Raw genomic sequence first — 20,741 nt, 5'->3', positions numbered from 1 at the left:
GGGAACGGCTGTCACCACGGCTGCTGCGACGGCCAGGGCGACCGGCCTCCAGCGGTGGCGCGTTCGCTCCTTGCGCGGGGTACGGGCGGTCAAGGCGACCTCCAGGGTCCGGGCCATGAGCGCCCCGGTCCCCGCGCGCGACTGCGTGAAGAGCCTTGGGCGCTGCGGGAGTTCGGAGACTAGCGTGCACCGGCCCGGGGTCGCGGTGTGACGAGGGTCACGCATCGGGAGCGGTCGGACGGCCTCCGGATCCGGCGCCGGCCGGCAGGTGGGTCGGATGCACCCTTCGCCCCCGATTCGTCCGCACGTAAGTGCGGTATAACGCGCCGTTCGTGCCGCTCCGGATGTCATGGTCCAGACATCGACAAAACGGCGCGTTGCGATGTGGTGCACATCATGCCCCTTGTCCGAGTCCTCAATGCCGCTGGGGCGACGCCCGATTGACGCAGCGCCACACCCGGCGAGAATTGACGGTGCATTGCTGATCTTCGAGTGCTCCGTTCGCACGGTCCCACAGCGATGTGTCATGCGGGGGCGGGGCATGACCGGGACGGGGGAACCGCCGTGGCATTCGCGTTCAGGGACAACCGCACTCCAATGCCGTTACCGCGCAGGGGAAGAGACCCCCTGCGACTGGTGACCGTGTCCGGCTTGGCCGGGCTGCTGCTCACGGGGCTGCTCGGCCCGACCGCGGCGTTCGCCGCGAAGCCGTCACCGCCCGGCGCCGTCGGTCCGGCCGCGGCTCCGGCCCGGGTGCGGCCGGTCGTACCGAAGCCCCTGCCGGCCGACACCGAGACCGTGACGCCACCGCCCGCCGTCGCCTGGCCGCAGGAGGCGGAAGCCGCGGTCGACCTCACGGCCGGCCGCACCGGCCCCACCGGCCCGGGCCGCTTCGCGGCGGTGGGCGGGCTGCCCGTGCAGCTCTCGCTCGACGCCGGACCGGGCGTACCCGACAGCACCACGGAACGGCGGACGACCCCCTCGGTGCGGGTGAAGGTGCTGGACGCCGGGAAGGCCCGCGCCGCCGGCGTCAGCGGCCTGCTCCTCACGGTGGACACCGGCACGCTCGGCGGCAGTCCGCTCTCGGTGCGGGTCGACTACCGGTCGATCGCCGGGGCGGGCGGCGCGGGCTGGGGCTCCCGGCTGCGACTGGTGCGGCTCCCCGCCTGCGTCCTCACCACCCCCGAGGTCCCGGCCTGCCAGGTCCGCACCGACCTCGCCTCGGTCAACGACGCCGGGGCCGCGACCGTGACCGCGCAGCTGCCCGGCACCCTGACCGAGGCGCGGACCGGCACGCAGACCGACCTGCCGACCGGCGCGCCCGCGACCCAGCCGCTCGAAGCGGCCCCGTCCGACACGCGGTCCCCCGTAGCGGCCGCACCGGCGGTGCTGGCGGCGGAGCCGCAGGCCGCGGGCGCGAGCGGCGACTTCAAGGCCACCGGCCTCGCCCCCTCCGGCTCGTGGACCGGCGGCAGTTCGGCGGGCGGGTTCGCCTGGACGTACCCCGTCCCCACACCCGAGGTGTTCGGCGGCCCGCGACCCGACCTCGCGCTGTCCTACTCCTCGCAGTCCGTCGACGGTCGCACCTCGGTCAGCAACAACCAGTCCAACTGGGTCGGCGACGGCTGGTCGTTCGCCGAGAACTTCGTCGAACGCCGCTACCGCACCTGCTCCGACGACATGGGCGGCACCGCCACCAACACCACCAGGAGCGGCGACCTCTGCTGGTACACCGACAACGCCACCCTCTCCCTCAACGGCACCACCGCCGAACTCGTCCGCGCCGCCGACGGCAGCTGGCACCCCGTCAACGACACCGCCGCGAAGGTGGAGCGGCTCACCGGCGCCGCGAACGGCGACAACGACGGCGAGTACTGGAAGGTCACCGACGCCAAGGGCGTGCAGTACTTCTTCGGCCTCAACCGACTGCCCGGCTGGACCGCCGGCAAGGACGAGACCAACTCGGCGTGGACCGTCCCCGTCTTCGGCAACAACCCCGGCGAGGACTGCAACAAACCCGGCAACCACGCCGCCTCCTGGTGCCAGCAGGCCTGGCGGTGGAACCTCGACCACGTCGTCGACCCGCGCGGCAACGCCATGACGGTCTACTACGCCAAGGAGACCAACAACTACGGCCGCAACGGCAACCTCACCACCGGCGCCTCCACCGCCACCTCCTACGTACGCGGCGGCCACCCGCTGCGGATGGAGTACGGCCTGCGCGCCGACGCCGTCTACGCCACCCCCGCCGCCCGGGTCGACTTCACCGTGACCGAACGGTGCGTACCCGACACCGCGGCCAGGATCACTTGCGCCCCGGGGGAGTTGAAGACCGACCCCGACCCCTCCAAGGACACCACCCGCTGGTGGCCCGACGTCCCCTTCGACCTCGACTGCGCCGACGGCAAGGAGTGCAAGGGCCAGTTCTCGCCCTCCTTCTGGACCCGCAAGCGCCTCACCGGCATCACCACCAAGGTCCTGGTGGGCGGCAGCCTCAAGGACGTCGACACCTGGACCCTCACCCAGACCTTCCCGCCCACCGGCGACACCGCCAAGGAGTTCCCGCTCTGGCTGGAGGCCATCACCCGCACCGGCACCGCCGGCACCGGCAGCCCGATCACCCTCCCCCCGGTCACCTTCAACGGCATCCAGCTCCCCAACCGCGTCGACGGCACCGGCGACGGCGCACCACCCTTCCTGCGCCGCCGCGTCAACAGCATCACCACCGAGACCGGCGCGACCGTCGCCGCCGTCTACTCCGCGCAGGACTGCACCACCACCGACCTCCCGGCCCCCGAGACCAACAACCGCCGCTGCTACCCGGTCTTCTGGCAGAAACCCTCCGACGCCAAGCCGACCCTCGACTGGTTCCACAAGTACGTGGTCACCCAGGTCCGCGAGGAGGACAACACCGGCGGCTCCCCGGCGAAGGTCACCGACTACACCTACCTCGGCGGACCCGCCTGGACGAAGTCCACCGACGAACTCGCCAAGCCCGAACACCGCACCTGGTCCGAGTACCGCGGCTATGCCACCGTCCAGACCCGCACTGGCGCCGGCAACGACCCGCGCACCCTCGCCGAGACCGTCTACCTGCGCGGCATCCCCGGCGCCAAGGTCGTCGACTCGGAGGGCAACACCGTCGACGACGACACCGCCTTCCAGGGCACGGCCCGCGAAACCCGCAGCTACCTCGGCGACGGCGGCCCCCTCGTCAGCGCCACCACCAACACCCCCTGGCAGTCCGGCCCCACCGCCACCCGCACCCGACCGGGCCTCCCCGACCTCGTCTCCCGCTACTCCGGCACCGCCCGCACCGCCACCCGCACCCTCGTCGACGGCGGCACCTGGCGCCGCACCGGGACCACCACGACCTACGACGCCTACGGGATGGTCACCGCGGTCGACGACGCCGGCGACCTCGCCGTCTCCACCGACGACCGCTGCACCCGCACCGAGTACGCCCGCAACACCGCGGCCAACCTGCTCGGCCTCCCGTCCCGCGTCGAAACCGTCGCCACGGGGTGCGCCAACACCCCGGTCAGGCCGCGCGACGTCGTCGCCGACAACCGCAGCGCCTACGACGGCGGCGCGGCGGGCACGCCACCGACCCGCGGACTGCTCACCGCGACCGAGCAGATCAAGGGCGACGGATCCGGCTACGCCCCGGTCACCACGGTCGGATACGACCTCTACGGTCGTGCGACGTCCATGACCAACGCCGCCGGTGCCACCACCAGCACCGCCTACACACCGGCGCAGGGCGAAGCCGCGGCGAGCAGCGTGGTCACCAATCCGCTCGGCCACACCGTCACCAGCGAGTTCGACCCGCGCCGCGGCCTCACCACCGCGACCGTGGACCCCAACGGCAAACGGACCGACTCGGTGTACGACGCCCTCGGCCGCCTCGTCCGGTCCTGGTCACCCGGCTGGCCCAAGGCCGGTCACGAGTCCTACCCCAGCGTGCAGTACGACTACCGGCTGAACGCCGGTGCGCCGACCGTGGTGACCACGAAGACCCTCATGCACACGGGTGCCTATCAGACCGGCTACACCGTGCTCGACTCGTTCCTGCGGGCCCGGCAGACCCAGACCGTGACCTTCGGCGGCCGACTGATCACGGAGACCTTCTACGACACCCACGGGTGGACCACTCGAGAGTTCAACCCCTACTGGACCACTGGGCCGCCGGAACCGAGGCTTGTCACGGGCGACCCGTACGGCGTGGTGAACCAGCGGGTCACCGAGTACGACGGCGCCGGTCGCCCGACCGCGGTCGTCTCCAAGTATCTCAACCAGGAGGTGACCCGCACCACCACCCTCTACGGCGGCGACCGCACCACCGTCCTCCCGCCGAACGGCGGCACCGCCACCACCACGATCACGGACGCGCGCGGCAATACCACCGAACTGCGCCAGTACACCAACACGGCGCGCACCGCCTGGACCACCACCTCGTACGCGTACCAGGACCGTGGACTCCTCACCCGGATGACGGCGCCCGGCGACAACACCTGGCACTACAGCTACGACGTCAGGGGGCGCCGGATCGCGACCGTCGATCCGGACCGGGGCACCAGCAGCACGACCTACGACGGACTCGACCGCCCGGTGACGGTCACCGGACCGACCGGTGTCACCCTCACCACCGACTACGACGCCCTCGGCCGAACCACCGCAGTGAGGAACGGCGCCACCACGCTGGCCGCGTGGACCTTCGACAGCATCGCCGAAGGTCAGCCCACCTCGTCCACCCGCTTCGTCGACGGACAGCCCTACACCACCACGATCACGGGCTACGACGACCGCTACCGGCCCACCGGACGCCGGGTCTCCGTACCCGCCGCCGAAGGCCGTCTCGCGGGCACCTACTCCTGGACGTACGACTACGACCCGCAGACCGGCAAACCGCGGAGTACCACCCTTCCGGCCGCCGGGCCGTTCGCCGCCGAGACCCTCGGCTTCGGCTACGAGAACCTCCTCGGGCTGCCCCTGAGCACCGGTGGAACCCTTCCCTACGTCCAGAACACCACCTACGACAACTACGGCTCGGTCAGTGGCATCGACTCGTCCATCACCGGCCGACGCGTCTACCAGCGTTTCGCCTACGACCCGCACACCCGGCGACTGACCGACACCGCGGTCAAACGCGACCTGGCGCCCGTCGACCTCACCGCCACCCACTACAGCTACGACGCCGTGGGCAACGTCACAGGTATCGCCGAGCAACAGCAGGCCGGCGCCGGTCCCGTCCTGACGGACACCCAGTGCTACACCTATGACGCGCTCCGTCGCATGACGGAGGCATGGACCGCGACCGACCGCTGCGCCGGGCCCGCCACCACCGGTGGGCCGGCGTCGAACGTCGGCGGCCCCGAGGCCTACTGGACCAGTTACCGCTTCGACGACAGCGGCAACCGCACCGGCGAGACCCGCCACGGCCTGGGCGTCGCCGACACCGTCCGCACCTACACCAACGCCGGCCACCGGACCACCGGTGTGGACGAGACCGGCCCCGCAGGGCGGCGCACCGAGACCTACGCCTACGACGCGGCCGGCAACACCGCCCGCCGGACCGCGACCGGGAGCGGCACCACCTTCGACCGGACCCTTATCTGGGACGCCCAAGGTCACCTCGCCACGGACAAGCCGGCCGGGAGCACCGACGGCTCCGGCTACCTCTACGACGCCGACGGGAACCGGCTCCTGCGCAAGGACGCCAACCTGGTCACCCTCTACCTCGGGGAGACCGAACTGACCTGGGACAAGGTTTCCACCGAGGTCCTCGGCACCCGCACCTACACCCACAACGGCACCGTCGTGGCTGTGCGCACCGGCAAGCCCGGCGGCGGCACCACGGTCGTCTTCCAGACGACCGACCGTCAGGGCACGGCGACGACCACCATCGACGGTGCCAACCAGCAGGTCACCCGCCGCAGGAAGACACCGTACGGCGCGCCACGTGGCGTCCAGCCCGCCACCTGGCCCAACGACAAGGGCTTCCTCGGCAAACCGCAGGACAGCACTGGTCTCACTCACATCGGGGCCCGTGAATACGATCCGGCGCTCGGCCGGTTCCTCAGTGTCGACCCGGTGATGGACGAGTCGAGTCCCGGGCAGTTGCACGGTTACACCTACGCGAACGCGAACCCGGTCTCCTTCGGCGACCCCACCGGGCTCGTCTGCGTCGCTTGGGAGAACCCGAGCGACGCCACCAGCCCGTGCACCCACGACACCGGGGAGGACGGCGACGAGCCCAAGTACCAGCCCTCACAGGGGCCGAGGGACGCTCCCGCGAAGCCGGGGACGAAATGCTCCAGCGCCTGTGGGAAGGGCCTGGAGTCGCTGATCGCGAGGTTCGACAACGGAACGGACAAGAAGGGCGCACGTTACAACCTCGCGGTGCAGTTGAGGGACTACGTCCTGGCCCGCACCGATCCGGGCTCCTGCGAACACGGTAGCGGGTCCAGGGGAACCGTGGCTGCCTGCTCCGAGATGTGGGAGCTGAGCGGATCGGACCGGGACTGGACGGATGTCCTGTACAACTGGGCGATCGGTGACGACAGCGGGATGGTGTTCGACGGCAACGACACACTGACCACGGCATTCGCCGGGCTCGACGACAACGTCGACATCATGTGGCACGTGATGATGACCATGGAACGAGACCGGTACGCCCGGCCGGACATCATGGGCGGCGACGGCAGCTACCACGACTCCTTTTTCAACATCGGCAAGGACCTGGCGGGGATGATGACCGGGGGCAGAGTGGGCACCGAGATGCCCAAGGCGTTCTTCGGATCGTACGACCTCGTGTACCAGCTGATCGAGGGCCCCGGCGGGCCGAACTCCACCACCACCGTGGCGTTCGCCGCAACCAACGACACCAGTGTGAGTTCACTGACGCACTTTCTTCCGGACGCCCCGCAGGGCCAGGCCGGAGCCACGGTGCGGCAGTACTACTTCTGGACGGCCACCATCGACATGTCCGGCCGCGTGTCGGTCAACCGGGGCCCGTACGCCGGAGGAGGCTGACCCGGCCCGGCTCGGTGATCGAGGCCGGCCGTCGGCGAGCCCCGACCTTCTTCGGGGCCGGAGTCGGCCGGCGGGCCCGGTGATGGTCCGGGCCCGCCGGCTGCGCTGATCAGGCGGTGGCCGCGGCCCCGCCGGCGGCCGGAGAGCCGGCCTTGGTGTGCTGGTTCAGCTTGCCGCCGAGGGCGGTCAGGTTGCCGTCTTCGCTGCTCGTGCCGCCGCCTTCACCGTCTCGCCGCAGCTGCCCGGTGCGGCCTTGACGACGGTGTCGGCCGCGATCTTGGCCGTCTTCTCCGCATGTTCGGTGGCGGTCTGCAGGGCCGCCTGGGCGCGTGCGCCCGCGTCCTTGTCGTTGCTGGCGGCGGCCTCGATGCCCTTGGTGAGCACTTGGTCACCATGGTCACCGGCAGCCGAACACCAGGATCCCCTGCGGGGTCGAGTCGAGGAGACCGGCCGGTGCGGTGACCGGCCGGCCGGACCGGTTTCCCGTCGTTCTCGTTTCAGCCCAGGGTGCAGGCGAGCTGGTCCTTGACCGCGTTGCGGAGGTCCTCCTGGGCGCGGCACTGGCCGCTGAAGACGTCCTCCCACTTGGGGCTGATGACGTGGACGTTCACGATCTCGGTGACGATGTTGACGTTGCCCTGGGCCACGATGGTGTTGTGTGCGATCGCCACCTGTGAGGTCGGAGCGGTGCCGGCACCGATGACGCCGCCTTCGCCGTAGAACAGGTTGGTGATCTTGGTGTAGACGGTGACCTCCTTGCCCTGGATGTTGTTGCCGACGACGGCGACGGTCCAGTCCTTGTAGTTGCGCTGCCAGCTGTAGTTGCTCCGCTGGTTCAGGGCCTGCACGGCGGCGTACTGGAGCCGAACGACCCAGTGGTGCTTGATCAGCGGACGCCCGCCCGGGTGGTCCCGGGGGTGCGCCGGCTCTCCCGGCTGCACGGCGCCGGCCAGGTCCTGGTTCCCGCTGCTCCGGCTTTCCGCCGCCGAACCCACCTGGGTCGCGGCGCCGGCCGGCGCGGCCACGCCACCAGTGACGGCGAGGGCCAGAACCCCCGCGGCCACGACCGTCTTCCATTCCCCGGCGAGCCGCTGAGCGATCGTCATCCTGGTATTCCTCGTTCCCGTACGTCGACGAACAGACGGCCACGCTCGCGCGCCCGCCACCGGTCATCACCCGGCACCCCCGACTTTCGCCGACCGGCGCGTGGTGGGCATCAGTCATCCGACTGCATCTGACGGCCCGCGACCGCCCCGGACGGCGTCGACCGGAGCACGGTCAGCGGCCGAGGGTGCGGTGGCGGCGGACCGACAGTGGCCGCCCGGGCCCGGGCCCGGGGCGCCGCCGTGCCCGGGCGGTGGTGCCGCCCGAACACCCCAGGTCCCGCCGTCCCTACAACACCTTGTCCAGCGCCGCGTGCGGGCCGAGCAGCCCGATCGGAATGCACTCTTCCCGCTGTCAGCAGCCACTGACAAGGAGCTTGGCTCGGGACTGTGGCCATGTGGTGTGCAGGTAGTAGTCCTCGGCGGCGCGCCAACGTTCGATCCACGCCTCGGGATTCTCTCCCCTTGCCCGCACGCGCTGCAGGCAGACGTCTCGCGGGGTGTCGACGTAGGTGGTGAAGTGGTAGTAACGGGCCAGCTCCGGGCGGGTGGAGTAGACCCCTTCGACGATGACCACGGTTCCAGGGGCGATCTCGCGCCAGGCTCCGAGTTGTCCGGTGGTCCAGTCGTAGATCTGGTAGCGGGCGGCCTGGCGGTCCCGTAGCGGGATCAGGACTTGGTCCCGGAGGCGTTCCCAGTCGAAGTAGCGGTGGTAGCCCTGTTCCGCGTCGAGTTGCTCCCGCTCGTGGTCGGGCATCGGACGGTAGAAGTCGTCGACGTGGACGATGACGGCGCCGTCGAGGTTCAGGGCCACTGCGGCAGCCAGTGTCGTTTTACCTGATCCCCCGGTGCCGTCGATGGCGATGATTCTGGTGGTGGCCTCCTGGGTCCGCGCCAGGTTCAGGAGGCCGTCGGCAACGTCCCTCGCCTGCTCGACCACGTCCGTGAGTTGCTGATGCGACGACAGCTCGGTGGTCCGCGCGGCGCTCGACAGCACGATCCGCTTCGCTTCCCCCAGGTCGCCGGGGCCGGCTCCCAGGAGTCCCCGGGTAACGATGATCGAGTCCATGACTTCGACCCCGAGGTCTCGCAGCAGCCGCTGGGCACGCTCCATGCCCTCGTCCCGGTCGAGCAACGGCTCGCACTGCTCGACCAGGTGGGTAAGTCGTGCGGCATGCTCCGGAGAAAGGCCCCGGATGTTTTCGAACATGGGAACTCCTCAAAGGCGGCGTGCAGGGCAAGGACAAGCGTAGGACGTGCGGGTGGACGCGCTTGTGGAGCAGGGTCGGGCAGGCTTCGGCAGCGGCTCGGACGTGGATGGCCAGGCGTTGGGCGACGGCGTCGCGGGTGAGGCGTCGCCTGGCTGTCCCGGCACATCCACCGGAGTCCGGCGGGCCACGGCGGCAACGGCGAACAGGTCGCGGCACGGTGACGCAGCTCCCACCCGGCTCGACCCGCCACCGCACCGCGGCGCACGCGCGCACCGGCCCTTCAAGAAGCTTCGCCTACGTGGCACAGTTGTCCACCGGGGAGCCGCGGCCGCCTCGTGGAACGGGTGCGCCGCTTCTTTGCTGTGAGACCGCTCGCGCGGTGACCGCACCCGGGCCCCAAGGCCCGGGCGCGGCCGCGGCAGAGGTCGAGGAGCTGGTTCTTGCGGATGGCGAGGTACGTTTCGCCGTCCGGTCGGTGGCGGTGTCCGCCGCCCGTCCGGGGTGCGGGCGGCGATCGTCGCGGCTGTACTGCTACTACCGGCGGCGTTGTGCCGACCGTCCGGTGTAGGGTCGGCGGGTACGGCTGGTCCTGCGGGCGCTTCGTTTCGTGTGCGGGAACGACCGGTGCGGACGGCGGACGTTCGCCGGGCAGATCGAGGCTCTGACGTTCCGGCACGCACGTCGCACGACCGCGCTCGTCACCCAGCTCACCGACCGACGTCGTGCTGTTCCCGGGCGGCCGGCCGGAGGCCGGATCTCCGGGCGTCTGGCCATGACCACGTGCCGGGACACCCTGCTCCGGCTCATTCGTGCGCTTCCCGTTCCGTCGTCGGGCCTCGTCCCTCGTCTGGGGGTGGACGAGTACCCCGTCCGGGGCGGTCGCACCTGTGTGACGGTCCTGGTGGACATGGACACCCATCGTCCCGTCGACGTCCTCGCTGATCGCACCGCGAACGCCTTCGCCACCAGGCTGCGCGACCACCCCTGCTCCGCCAGTACCTCGCAGACGTCGGCGGACCGGCGCCAGCGCAGGTGCAGCGCCAACTGGTGGCCGGTCCTGTGGGAATCGAACGGACACCAGAACATCTGGAGCACGTCGCAGTCGGCGGGCCCGCCGAACAGGCCGGGCACGTCCTTCCGGTAGAGCTGGGCGACGGCCAGCAGGGGGATCGGGTAGGTGTTCGCCAGCCACGGGGCGTGCCACCCGCGCTTCAGCGAGGAACGGACCTCCCGTTCGGCGCCGGTCGGCCCGGGCCTGACTCCCGGCTCCGGGGCACGTCGCCAGGCCTCGGCCCTAATCCGACGCTTGAGCCGGAACCTTGCTTGGAGATCTTGTGGGATCGCTCTGGGGCGGCAGGTCAGCCTGTGACGGACAGTTCGACGAGGCGGTCCGGTACCTGTCCAACGCCTTCGCCGACGGCGACGTAGCAGTCCCTCGGGGCCAGGGGGCATTGGATCTCCGAGGGTCGACGGGTTCGGCGCCGGGCGGGCGCCGAACCCGTCGTGCCCAGCTGTGTCGGGTTTGTGGGATGCTCCTATGGATGTCAAGCCGCAGGAGCGAGGTCGGTTTGAGTGATTTGTTGGGTTGGTGTGCTGGTCAGCGCGCGGTAGATCTCGCGGGCGACGAAGCGCTTGAGACAGCGCATGATGTCCTTCTTGGACAGGCCTTCCTTGGTGCGGCGTTCGACGTAGGCGCGGGTGCGCTCGTCGAAGCGCATACGGACCAGAACGATGGTGTGCAGGGCGTTGTTTGCCGCTCGGTCGCCTCCACGGTTGAGCCGATGGCGGTGAGTACGACCGGAGGACGCGGGGATCGGAGCGACCCCGGCCAGGTGGGCGAAGGCGGCCTCGGAACGCATCCGTTCGGGGTTGTCCCCGGCTGAGGCCAGCAGCTGGCCGGCGGTCTCCGGGCCGACACCGAACAGCGCGAGCAGCTCCGGGGCGGCCTCCTTGAGCAGCGGGCCGATCTCGGCGTCGAGTTCGGCGATCTCGTCGTCCAGTGCCTGGTGGCGGCGGGCCAGGCGCCGCAGTGCGGCCTTGGTCGCGGCCAGTGGCGCCGACAGGTCACTGCCGGAGCGCAGGCGGGCACAGGTGCGTATCAGGACGCTCCGGTCCAGGCCGGCCAGTCGTTCGCGCAGCATCGCCGGAGCGGACACGAGCAGACCGCGGATCTGGTTCATCGCCTGGGTGCGGGCCTTGACCGCACTGCGGCGTGTCACGCGCAGGACCCGGACAGCCTCGACCACGCCGTCGCGGCTCTTGGGGACACCGGTGGCCCGTCCGGAGGCCACCGCCGTCGCGGCGGCGTAGGCATCGATCGGGTCGGACTTGCCCTTCATTCGGCGGGTCTTGCGGTCCGGCCGGTCGACGTCGACGACCGTGACGCCGGCGGCGGTCAGGACCCGGGCGAGTTCGGCGCCGTAGGCACCGGTGCCCTCCACACCCACGGCGGTCACCGTCCCGTGCGCACGCATCCAGTCCAGCAGGGCCCGGTAGCCGGCGATGGTGGCGGGGAACTCCTGGTCGGCGAGGTGCCGGCCGAGCGGATCGATCACGGCCGCATGATGGGTCAGGCCATGGGTATCGACACCGCCGGTGATCTCCGGGTTGTCATGCGTCATGCTGGTCATGTCCGTCCTTGCCGCTTGTCCGAGCCGAGGGCGGCACGCGCCGGTCGGGCGGGTGGACAAGACAGTGACGGGGCTTCTGGACCAAGCTCCTATGAAGTCACAAGCGCCCGTCCGGCCGCGTGCGTGGCGGCCTCGCTGACGAGCCGACAAATCCCAAACAGGACAGTCCGAGACGTCAGTCAGAGGGCGAGTCAGGCTCATCAGCAGAACCACCAGTCACATCATCACTGTGCCCCTATAGCTTTCGTCAAGCAGTGGCCGTGGCCGGCGGCTGGTAGAGGGTGCCGTCGCGGAGCATGGCGAAGAGGACGTCGATGCGGCGGCGGGCAAGTGCGACGAGGGCCGCGACGTGGTGCTTGCCCTCGCGTCGTTTCCGGTCGTAGTAGGCGCGTGACTCCGGCTGGGACAGCGAGGCGAACGCGGCGAGGTAGAAGGCCCGTTTGAGCTGTTTGTTGCCGCGCCGGGACGGGTGCTCGCCCCGGACGGACGACCCGGAGGCGCGGGTGACGGGCGCCAGGCCGGCGTAGGCGGCGAGGTGGGCGGCGCTCGGGAAGGCGCGGGCGTCACCGACGTCGACGAGGATCCGGGCGGCGGTCCTGACCCCGATGCCGGGCATCGAGGTCAGGACCGGGGAAAGAGGGTGGGCCTCCAGGAGTTCCTCGATCCTCGCGGCGAGGAGTCTGCGCTGGTCGAGGACCGCGGTCAGCGAGGTGGCGAGGCTGGGGACGATCAGCGCGGCGGCCTCGGTGCCGGGCACGACGACGGTCTGCTCGTCGAGGGCTGCGAATATGTCCTCGACCAGGCGCTCGGCCATCCGCGGGGCCTTGGACCGTAGCAGTGCGGTCAGTCGCCGTCGGCCTGCCTTCCTCAACTGGGCCGGGGAACCGTGCCGTTCGAGCAATGACAGGACGGCCGGGTGGTCGAGCCGAGGCCCCAGGACCCGCTCCAAGGAGGGGTGGATCTGGGTGAGCAGGCCGCGCAGGCGGTTCTTGATCCTCGTCGACTCGCCGGCGAGGTCGTCGTCGAATCCGGCGATCATCTCCAGCTCGGCGACGGTCTCGTCGGCTGGCACCAGGTCGCGCAGGGTGTGCGGCATGGCGCGGGCGGCGTCCGCGATGACGTGCGCGTCGCGGGCGTCGGTCTTCGCCTCGCCCGGATAGAGGTCCGCGATCCGGCGCATGGTCAGGCCGGGCAGGTAGGCGGTGCGGCAGCCGGTGTCGCGGGCGACGGCCAGCGGCAGGGCGCCGATGGTGGCCGGCTGGTCGACCACCACGAGCACGGTCCCGTGCTTGGCCTGGAGTTTCGTGAACAGCTCGCGGAGCCTGGGCTCGTTGTTGGGCAGTGCCTTGTCGAAGACCTTCTTGCCGGCCGGGGTGAGCGCGGTCGCGTGGTGCTCGCCCTTGCCGACGTCCAGGCCGAGATAGACGTCAATGCTGTCGGTGCTGGTCAACTGCCCCTCCCCAGGTCTCGCTCTCCCGGCCCTGTGGCATCGGCGTGCCGGCATCCACGTTACGGAGAGCCTGCCTCGCCCGGTGTGGGATCGGCGCTCAAGCCCCTCATCAGCGGTCTGCCAACGCCTCCGAGCCCGGTGACACCACCTTTTCGATCATCCTCGACAGGGGGCGGAAGTCATGCCGGGCCGGGAGGCCGGGAACCCCGTTGCGGGGCCACGAAAACGGTAACGGGGTTCCGCTGCCGCAGCAGGAGGCCGTGCTGCGGGTCGTGCGGAGCCGACGCCGGACGTCGCAGCCGACTCCGCGCAGGTTCGTGCCCAGGCACGCCGTCGGCGCGGGGCCCGGGCCGCGAGAGCCGGACTCGGCCGGTCCCGGGGCGGTCTGAGCAGCAAGGTCCATGCGGCTGTCGACTCCGTCGGCCTGCCGTTGGCGTTCGTGCTGACCCCGGGCCAGGCCGCGGACTGCCGTCAGTTCCGGCCCGTGCTGGAGAAGATCCGGGTGCGCGGCCCGGTCGGCCGGCCGCGCACCCGGCCGGACACGGTGGCCGCCGACAAGGCCTACTCCTCGAAGGCCAACCGCGCCTACCTGCGCGGACGCGGGATCACCGCGGTGATCCCGGAGAGGGCGGACCAGGCGGCGAACCGGAAGCGGAAGGGTTCCGCCGGCGGCCGACCCGTCACGTTCGATCCCGACCGCTACAAGCGGCGCAACACCGTCGAGCGGTGCTTCCAGAAGCTCAAGACCTGGCGTGGCCTGGCGACCCGGTACGACAAGAGCCCGGAAAGCTACCTGGCAGGCATCCACCTACGCGGATCGATCATGTGGCTGAAGTCCCTGACTCCAGCCACATGATCCGAACCCTGAACAGCTCCTAGTGGCGACGGCGACTGACGAGTTCGGCTCTGCGGCGTGAAGTAATGTCAGAATAGGCGGCATCGTCGTTTTGGCTCAATCGGCTGATAGAGACCGCTCTATTTGCTCGCCAATTGCGGCTAGCTAGTTTCACCGGTTTGCAGGAATTAAAGAAATCTGCGAATTGGCTATGTGGGTGTCATGGCAGAAGGGCCTCGCCGAACTTCTCGGCGAGGCCCTTCTAAGCTCTTGACGGCAGTAGTTGACGGCAACGTCAGCGGACGGGTGCTGCACAAAGCGGTGGGTCGTCGCCGTCGTCGGGGTTGGTGGTGGCCTCGGAGGGCTTGCCGAGGGTACGGCCGAGGAGATGGATGGCGTCGCGCTGGAGGCGCAGCCGGACGTGCGCGTAGACGGTGGCGGTGACGCCGATGTGGGCGTGACCGAGGAGTTCCTTGATGACGACGAGTTCGACGCCCTGTTCGAGCAGGAGGGTCGTAGTCGAGTGCCTCAGGTCGTGGAAGCGGATCTGCCGGAGGTGAGCACGGCGGAGCAGGGCCTTGAAGTGGCGGGTGAGGGTGGCGGGTTCGATGGGGTGTCCGTCGGGTCGGGTGAAGACGTGGCGGCTGTCCACCCAGCCCGCGCCGGCCTTCTCCTTCTCCTGGGCTTGCTGCTTGCGGTGGGCGCGGAGTGAGAGCAGACAGGGGGCCGGGAGGACGATGCGGCGTTCGGAGCTGACTGTCTTGGTGGGGAGGGTGGTCAAACCGCCGGTGCGGGTGCGCTGGAGGGTGCGGCGGATGCTTGCGGTGCCGCTGCCGTGGTCGAGGTCTTCCCAGCGAAGGCCGAGGAGTTCGCCCTTGCGCAGCCCGGTGCGCAGGGCGAGTTCGAACAGTGCCTGCAGGCGGTGGCTGCTGGTGGCGGCCAGGAACATGCGCGCCTCCCTGGTAGTGAGGGGTTCGAAGCGGCGCGGGCGGGGCGTGCCCGTGCGGACGTTGCGGGCGACGTTGCGGGGGATCTCCTCTTCGCGGACCGCGTGCTCCAGCGCGGACTTGAGTACGGAGTGCACGTAGGCCAGGGTCGGCGCGGAGAGCCGCTTGTGGCAGCACTTCCCGACGGCGCAGCACTGTGGCTGGTCGCGTCCGGCGTCGAGGCCGCGCGCGCAGCACTGGCAGGCGGTGCGGAGCTCGTTGAGCCCGGTGCGGACGTCCTTGGCGGTGAGTTTGGCGAGCTTCTTCCGGCCCAGGCCCGGGATCAGGTAGAGCCGGGCGACGGCGGTGTATCGGGTGTGGGTGTTCTCTCGGAGGTGGTGGACGGCGACGTTCTCCAGCCAGTACGTGAGGAAGGCCGCGAGGCTTCCCTGGGCGGTGACGACGGGGAGGCCGCGGTTGCTGGCGGCGACCTTCTCCGTCAACTTCACGAGCGCGTCGTTCCGCGTCACGCCGTAGACGCGGACGCGCTTGCGGGTGTTGCCGGGCGCGAGGACGTAGCCGACGGCTTCCCAGCGGCCGTCCTTGCGCTGGTAGACGGTGCCGTCGCTGTTGGCGCGGGTCCTGCGAGAGATGGAGGGCGTGGTCATCAGGCTGCTTCCTGTTCGAGTCGGGTGTGGATGAGGTGGTCGAGGGCATGGGTGGGGATGCGGCGGGCACTGCCGAGGGTGAGGGAGGCGAGCTGCCGGGTGCGGATGAGGTCGTAGACGGCGGATCGGCTGATCTTGAGCCGGTCCATGACCTCGGGGACGGTGAGGAGCTGGGCGCTGGCGATCACGCGGTGACCCCCGTCCGGTCGGCGCGGGTCGACCGGTGACCGCAGCGGTGGCCGCCGGAGTGACCGGGGCCTTCCGGGCGACGCCGGTCAGGCCGGGTGGGCCGCCGTGTTTCCAGGAGGTCGGCGAGGTGGGCGAGTTCGGGCAGGAGCCCGGTCCCCGCGTACTGCCAGTGCGAGACGACCAAGGTCGTGTCCGCACTCCCTCGCTGACCGGCCCCGTCGCGGTGACCGGCACAGCGACCAGCGGTCAGGTCACCGTGGTCAGCGCGGTCACCGCCCCGGTCAGTGACCGGCTGCCGACCGGTGGACACGTTGCTGCCGACGGCCGTCTGCTCGGTGTGCTGGCCGACCGGTGCCGGAGCGGTGGCGTCGGCTTGGCGGGTTCGCCAAGTAGTGCGTTCGGCTCGGAGGCGGGTGAGGGTGGTGGAGTAGTGGCGGGTTCGGGTGGAGAAGTGGCCTCGGAAGCCAAGCATGTGGGCCTACTGCCGCAGGCGGAGGTGGGCGTGCTCGGGACGTGCGCCGAGGTGCCAAGCGGTGTGGATCATGCGGCGGGCGTGGTCGGTGATGTCGAACTGGGCGAGCTCGGCGAGGAAGCGGAGGCGGCGGTCGAGGGTGCCGGTGGTGGTCTCGGCACCCTTGGTGGCGTACTTGGCGATGTAGGCGGCGACGTGCCGGTCGGTCACCGGGCCGTCGCCAGTGAAGTCGGTGCCACGGATCGGGCGGACGTCGATCTGCCGCCCGAACCGGAACACCAACGCCGGTACCCGGTCAGCGCCCTGGGCCCGGGGTGCGTCCCCGGCGGGCTGCGGTCGTTCCCGGTGGGGCTGGCCTTCGTGCGGGACGCGGGTGCGTCGGGCGGCTGCGTGGACGGCGTGGTCGAGGAGCTCGGTGGTGGCCCAGACGGGCGGCGCGCTTGCGGGGCCGGTGGGTCCGTCGAGGCGGATGACAGCGTGGAAGTGGACCTGGCCGCGTTTCTGGTACTCGGCGACCTTGGCGTACGACAGGGTGGCGTGGTGTCGCAGGGTGCGCTGTGTGAGCCCCGCCGTCTTGGCGATCTCGCGGTGCAGGTGGGTGGTGAAGGGCTCCGCAAGCGTGCGCGCGGAGCCGTGCGCAGCCGCGACCGGTCCCGGCTGACCGACGTGCGGGCGATGCAGGACAGCCACTGCAAGGCCGACCACGGGCAGGCGCCGATGAACAACAAGGGCAGTCACGCGGAGCGCACGATTGACGGACTGCGGCTGCTTCCGTGGACCGCCTCGGACGGTCGCCTCTGCTACCTGAGCACCAACGGTCAGGGTTACCTCTCGACGCTCGCGGACGGCATCGAGACGATGCAGCTCAGCATGGGCGAGGAACTGTTGGAGTACGCCCGGGGTGTCTTGGATCCGGGAGAGCGGGTGCCATCGAGCGTCGAGTATCGGTGGCTGGCCTGCCGGCTGACCGAGGCCCTGTCGGATGCGCTCAGGGTCGCGGACTCACGCGGGCAGCGCATCCCGGCGCCGCAGGAGCAGGACGGGGAAAGCTGATGGGCAAGACCAGCCGCTACCCCTTCCGCGAGTACCACGTGACCACCGTGATCGATCTCTTGGCGCTGCGGACCTTCGAGGCGGTCTGCGTCACCGGCGAAGAACGGGACTGCGCTGCCGCGTCCGGCGAGCTGCACACTCCCGAGGAGCTGACGCGCTGGATCGCCGGACACTGCGCGCAGACTGGTCACCAGTCGTACGAGCAGACCACGCGCACCATCGTCCGCGCCGAGCCCGGTGCCTGGCAGTAGGATCACGCGCGCACCCGGCGACAGCACAACTGGTCTACACCTCTGACGGCAGTAGCGACGGCAACAAGCACGGACTTCAGCGCACATCCACGAACACCGACGGACCGTCAAACCACCGCTGACCTGCGAAAAAGCAGGTGGAGAGGGGTCGCGTAGCACACGTACTATGTACTTGCCGGTACGGTGCCCGTACTGGTGCACAATTCTGAATTGTGCCCAGAGAAGATCGACGACGTCTTCCATAACCCCAGCGGCAGATCTTCTCAGGATCAGTTCGAATACCACTGGGACAAGCACGCCAAGGGGCGCGGTGTCACGCGTGAGCAGTACCTCCAGGATGCGCAAGACTGGGCGACGGGAATCGCCCAGCCAGGAGGGAAGAGGGGGCTCAACGCCAGCTTGGAGACGCTGGCGGACGGTGCGCGCGGGATAAAATACGTGGACCCCCAGACGGGTAAGGGCGGGATCATCGGACCCGGCGGCAAGGCTGTAACCTTCTGGTATGGCGCCGACTAATGAGAGGACGAGTTGTTGTCGGATTTCATGGAGAGCTACGCCCTCTGGCGATCCTTGCCATTTCCCGGCCTGCGCCGCGGTGAGAATCTGTTGCGTGCGGGAGAGAACCTTGCACTTATTCATGGCGACCTAGCTCTCGCCGACGAACATGTGACCCAGGTGATCCTTTTTGTCAACGAGGGGGTATTCAGGCCGAGTCGGGCGGACGTCATGGCGTTGCTTGAAGGGATAATCTCTCGCCTGGAACGATTTGGCGAAAGCATGGCCGCCGAAGAGCGAGAAGTTGTCGACGCCCATTATCAGTATGCAGTTCTACTGCATCAAATCTATGCTGAATTTCTGCGCATAGGGGCTCCGTAGCCCGTCGCCTGACCGGCAGGGAATAACAATGAGCCGTCTAAAGTATGGGCGGCTCATTGTTTCTGCTGGAGCCTTTGGCGCGCGACGCGGTTGCAGGTCGCGTCGGCGAACTTCCCGTCTCTCCAAGTCGAAAACTGATCTCTGACGCGAAGCTCGGTCGCCCGGCGCGGGGTATTCCCAGTCGATAACGGCCAGCGATAACACGGAGGCCCCACCGGAATGATGTCCCGGTGGGGCCTCTGTGGTGCCTGACGGCAGTAGCTGACGGCACGTACTATGTACTCGCTGGCAACACGCCGATCTTGGTTCATGTCTCGATGCCGTGCGAGCCTTGGATCTCAGTTGGAAAATTCGATAGCAAGGGCCATCCGGTAGATGGAACGCGCATATCTACTGACGATGCTCTCAAATCGGCAGAAGCATGGGTCGGGCCCGGGTATACGGAGCCTGTTCCGGGCAGTGGTCGTTTCGTTTCCGCAGACGGAACGCGCGTTGCTAGAATGGGAGAGACGGACATTACTGGGCAGCATGGCGGCGGTCCGCACATGAACTTCGAGCGATTGGCCCCAAATCCTAAGAAGCCTGGAAAAATGATGGTCATTGAGAATCGACACGTTTATCTGGGTTGAATCCGGTAGTGCGCCGAGGTGGCTGCCTGGGGCGATGGTCTCGGGTGGTCACTTCCTTTGAGTCCAAGCAGTATTTGGGAGTGAAAATGGAGCACGTGCTAAATGTTCCCGAGATTCGGCCTGGCGGGGGGCTTCGATTTGAGTGGGAAGATGACTTTGAAATTTCCCTCTCTGCAACTTCGGCCGAGGTCGTACTCAGGGCAAATCGCGCAGGCCTTGTTTCCTTGGCACGTCATCTGCTCACTCTCGCGCAGGAGGGTGCGAGTTCAGGGGCGCACGTCCATCTCACGGCAGACCAGGAAATTGACTCGAGCGTGGATCTGATCCTTGAGCTAATGGCCTGAATTTGAAATCCAGCAGCCCCGGCCAGATGAAATCTGGCCGGGGCTGCTGGTGTCTGACGGCAGTAACTGGCGATGACGTCGGCGGACGGGTGCTGAATAAGGTGCAGGCTCGCCACCGCCGTGCGGTAGCGCCGGTTGGCGGGGGTCGGCAGCCGTTCGGCCAGGCCGAACGGCGCGGTGACCCGTTTCCCGATGCCTCGCACGACGGTGAGTCCGGCGTCGTCGATGACGGCCTCCGATCCGTCGTCGAGGTGGCTGTGGTAGAGGATCCGGGTGCCGATCGCGGCGGCGAGGCGGTACATCTGGCGGTCCGTCTCCAGGGTCTGGCCGTCCTGCCAGGTGTCCGTGCGCTCGGCGGTCGTGCGGGCGGCGACCTGGAGGTAGGCGGGGAAGCGGGACGGCGGCGCGGTGGGTCGTGAGGGGTGGAGGCCGGGGTGGCTCCGCGTGGGGCCGGGACGATGACGTGAGACGTGAGCCGGTTGCAGCGGTCGGTGTCCGGTGCGGGGCCGTGCCGGGGCAGGGCCGGTGGCTCGATGCCGCTGTTCCTCGTTCCGGGACGAGGAACAGGGGTGTGTGGTCCTGGTCGTGCGTGGTGAGCGTGTCGGCGCGGCCCGGGCGTGCCGGCCCAGGAGGCCGCAGTCCGGTTGCCGTGCGCCGAGGAGCCCGGACCGGTGCGGTCGACCGCGCGGCGGTCGGGCACGGGCGGAGGTTCGGGGCGTTCGTCGGGCTGGTGGTGGGAGGTACCCGGGCCCGGCCGGTCACCGCCGGCCCGAGGAGGGCGGCGCCGGTCGTGCGCCGGTCACCGCACCACGTTCGCGTGCCCGTTCGTGAGCGTGGCCCCCGGTGGTACGCGGAGCGGGCGGGCGCCCATGGCGGTACCCCGGCCAGCCGCCCGGACCCCGGCGATCCGAGCACGGCAGCTGGCGTCCGCGTCCGTCGAGCACCGGCCGGGTCGCTCGGCAGCAGCGCGGGCGGGCGCCGCGCTGATGCTTGCTCCTCGCGTGCTCCTCGTCCGCCCGGACGCACCACCGTCGTCTCGGCTGCACGCCCGCCCGCCCTGAAGCGCGAG

The 20,741-nt window shown here is 69.6% G+C and carries 15 protein-coding genes and 2 pseudogenes; 8 read left to right on the top strand and 9 right to left on the bottom strand.

Annotated elements, in window-relative coordinates; genetic code table 11:
- Positions 1-636 precede the first annotated feature (636 nt).
- On the top strand, positions 637-7,035 hold the full coding sequence (locus tag BLU95_RS42010; protein WP_159424694.1) for an RHS repeat domain-containing protein: 6,399 nt from the start codon (positions 637-639) through the stop codon (positions 7,033-7,035).
- A gap of 186 nt (positions 7,036-7,221) precedes the next feature.
- Here the strand turns inward: BLU95_RS42010 and BLU95_RS01085 are convergent, their stop codons facing one another.
- The 3 genes from BLU95_RS01085 to BLU95_RS01075 form a co-directional block, all read right to left on the bottom strand.
- The gene (locus BLU95_RS01085; RefSeq protein ID WP_093858226.1) at positions 7,222-7,419 is read right to left on the bottom strand and encodes a hypothetical protein; all 198 of its coding nucleotides are present in this window, start codon (positions 7,417-7,419) and stop codon (positions 7,222-7,224) included.
- A gap of 113 nt (positions 7,420-7,532) precedes the next feature.
- Positions 7,533-8,141, bottom strand: coding sequence for a hypothetical protein (locus BLU95_RS01080; protein WP_093858225.1), 609 nt, complete (start codon positions 8,139-8,141; stop codon positions 7,533-7,535).
- A 352-nt stretch (positions 8,142-8,493) separates the two neighbouring features.
- Positions 8,494-9,348 carry a uridine kinase family protein gene (locus tag BLU95_RS01075; RefSeq protein WP_093858224.1) on the bottom strand — a complete coding sequence of 285 codons (855 nt, stop codon included), beginning with the start codon at positions 9,346-9,348 and terminating at the stop codon, positions 8,494-8,496.
- 854 nt (positions 9,349-10,202) lie between these two features.
- Between BLU95_RS01075 and BLU95_RS01070 the strand changes: the two genes are divergently transcribed.
- A complete protein-coding gene (locus BLU95_RS01070) occupies positions 10,203-10,493 on the top strand; it encodes a hypothetical protein (RefSeq protein WP_159424693.1) in 291 nt (96 codons plus the stop codon).
- Positions 10,494-10,893: 400 nt separating this feature from the next.
- On the opposite strand, the gene BLU95_RS01065 is transcribed toward BLU95_RS01070, so the two are convergent.
- Together BLU95_RS01065 and BLU95_RS01060 are read right to left on the bottom strand one after the other, a co-directional pair.
- Entirely contained in the window at positions 10,894-11,979 is a 1,086-nt protein-coding gene (locus tag BLU95_RS01065; RefSeq protein WP_093858222.1) for an IS110 family RNA-guided transposase, read from the bottom strand.
- A gap of 247 nt (positions 11,980-12,226) precedes the next feature.
- Positions 12,227-13,429 (bottom strand): IS110 family RNA-guided transposase, encoded by a 1,203-nt coding sequence (locus BLU95_RS01060; RefSeq protein ID WP_093858221.1) that lies wholly within the window; start codon positions 13,427-13,429, stop codon positions 12,227-12,229.
- Positions 13,430-13,724: 295 nt separating this feature from the next.
- Here BLU95_RS01060 and BLU95_RS01055 point away from each other — a divergent pair.
- Positions 13,725-14,285: pseudogene (locus BLU95_RS01055) on the top strand (IS5 family transposase); the annotation flags it as partial.
- Positions 14,286-14,559: 274 nt separating this feature from the next.
- Here the strand turns inward: BLU95_RS01055 and BLU95_RS01050 are convergent.
- From BLU95_RS01050 to BLU95_RS45455, 3 genes and pseudogenes are all read right to left on the bottom strand, one after another.
- Positions 14,560-15,858 carry a tyrosine-type recombinase/integrase gene (locus BLU95_RS01050; protein WP_093858219.1) on the bottom strand — a complete coding sequence of 433 codons (1,299 nt, stop codon included), beginning with the start codon at positions 15,856-15,858 and terminating at the stop codon, positions 14,560-14,562.
- Positions 15,858-16,046 carry a helix-turn-helix domain-containing protein gene (locus BLU95_RS01045; protein ID WP_093858218.1) on the bottom strand — a complete coding sequence of 63 codons (189 nt, stop codon included), beginning with the start codon at positions 16,044-16,046 and terminating at the stop codon, positions 15,858-15,860. The genes BLU95_RS01050 and BLU95_RS01045 overlap by 1 nt, the downstream gene beginning before the upstream one ends.
- A pseudogene (locus tag BLU95_RS45455) lies at positions 16,043-17,209 on the bottom strand (replication initiator). The gene BLU95_RS01045 and the pseudogene BLU95_RS45455 overlap by 4 nt, the downstream one beginning before the upstream one ends.
- On the opposite strand from BLU95_RS45455, the gene BLU95_RS01035 reads away from it, so the two are divergent.
- The 5 genes from BLU95_RS01035 to BLU95_RS45775 all read left to right on the top strand — a co-directional run bounded on the left by BLU95_RS01035 (position 17,195) and on the right by BLU95_RS45775 (position 19,672).
- Complete coding sequence (locus BLU95_RS01035) at positions 17,195-17,572, top strand: hypothetical protein (protein WP_353653532.1); 378 nt, start codon at positions 17,195-17,197, stop codon at positions 17,570-17,572. The pseudogene BLU95_RS45455 and the gene BLU95_RS01035 overlap by 15 nt on opposite strands.
- Positions 17,572-17,823 carry a DUF7848 domain-containing protein gene (locus tag BLU95_RS01030; protein ID WP_093858217.1) on the top strand — a complete coding sequence of 84 codons (252 nt, stop codon included), beginning with the start codon at positions 17,572-17,574 and terminating at the stop codon, positions 17,821-17,823. The genes BLU95_RS01035 and BLU95_RS01030 overlap by 1 nt, the downstream gene beginning before the upstream one ends.
- Before the next feature lie 210 nt (positions 17,824-18,033).
- Entirely contained in the window at positions 18,034-18,339 is a 306-nt protein-coding gene (locus BLU95_RS01025) for a hypothetical protein (RefSeq protein ID WP_159424692.1), read from the top strand.
- A 27-nt stretch (positions 18,340-18,366) separates the two neighbouring features.
- Entirely contained in the window at positions 18,367-18,699 is a 333-nt protein-coding gene (locus tag BLU95_RS42005; protein ID WP_159424691.1) for a hypothetical protein, read from the top strand.
- 715 nt (positions 18,700-19,414) lie between these two features.
- Complete coding sequence (locus BLU95_RS45775) at positions 19,415-19,672, top strand: Imm32 family immunity protein (protein ID WP_093858215.1); 258 nt, start codon at positions 19,415-19,417, stop codon at positions 19,670-19,672.
- Here the strand turns inward: BLU95_RS45775 and BLU95_RS42000 are convergent.
- The gene (locus BLU95_RS42000; protein WP_159424690.1) at positions 19,561-19,974 is read right to left on the bottom strand and encodes a hypothetical protein; all 414 of its coding nucleotides are present in this window, start codon (positions 19,972-19,974) and stop codon (positions 19,561-19,563) included. The two genes, BLU95_RS45775 and BLU95_RS42000, sit on opposite strands and share 112 nt — an antisense overlap.
- Positions 19,975-20,741 lie beyond the last annotated feature (767 nt).

It is taken from the genome of Streptomyces sp. TLI_053, assembly GCF_900105395.1.
Classification (GTDB): Bacteria; Actinomycetota; Actinomycetes; order Streptomycetales; family Streptomycetaceae; genus Kitasatospora.
The sequence above is the reverse complement of the archived record's forward strand: the minus strand, read 5'-3'. Positions and strand labels throughout refer to the sequence as shown.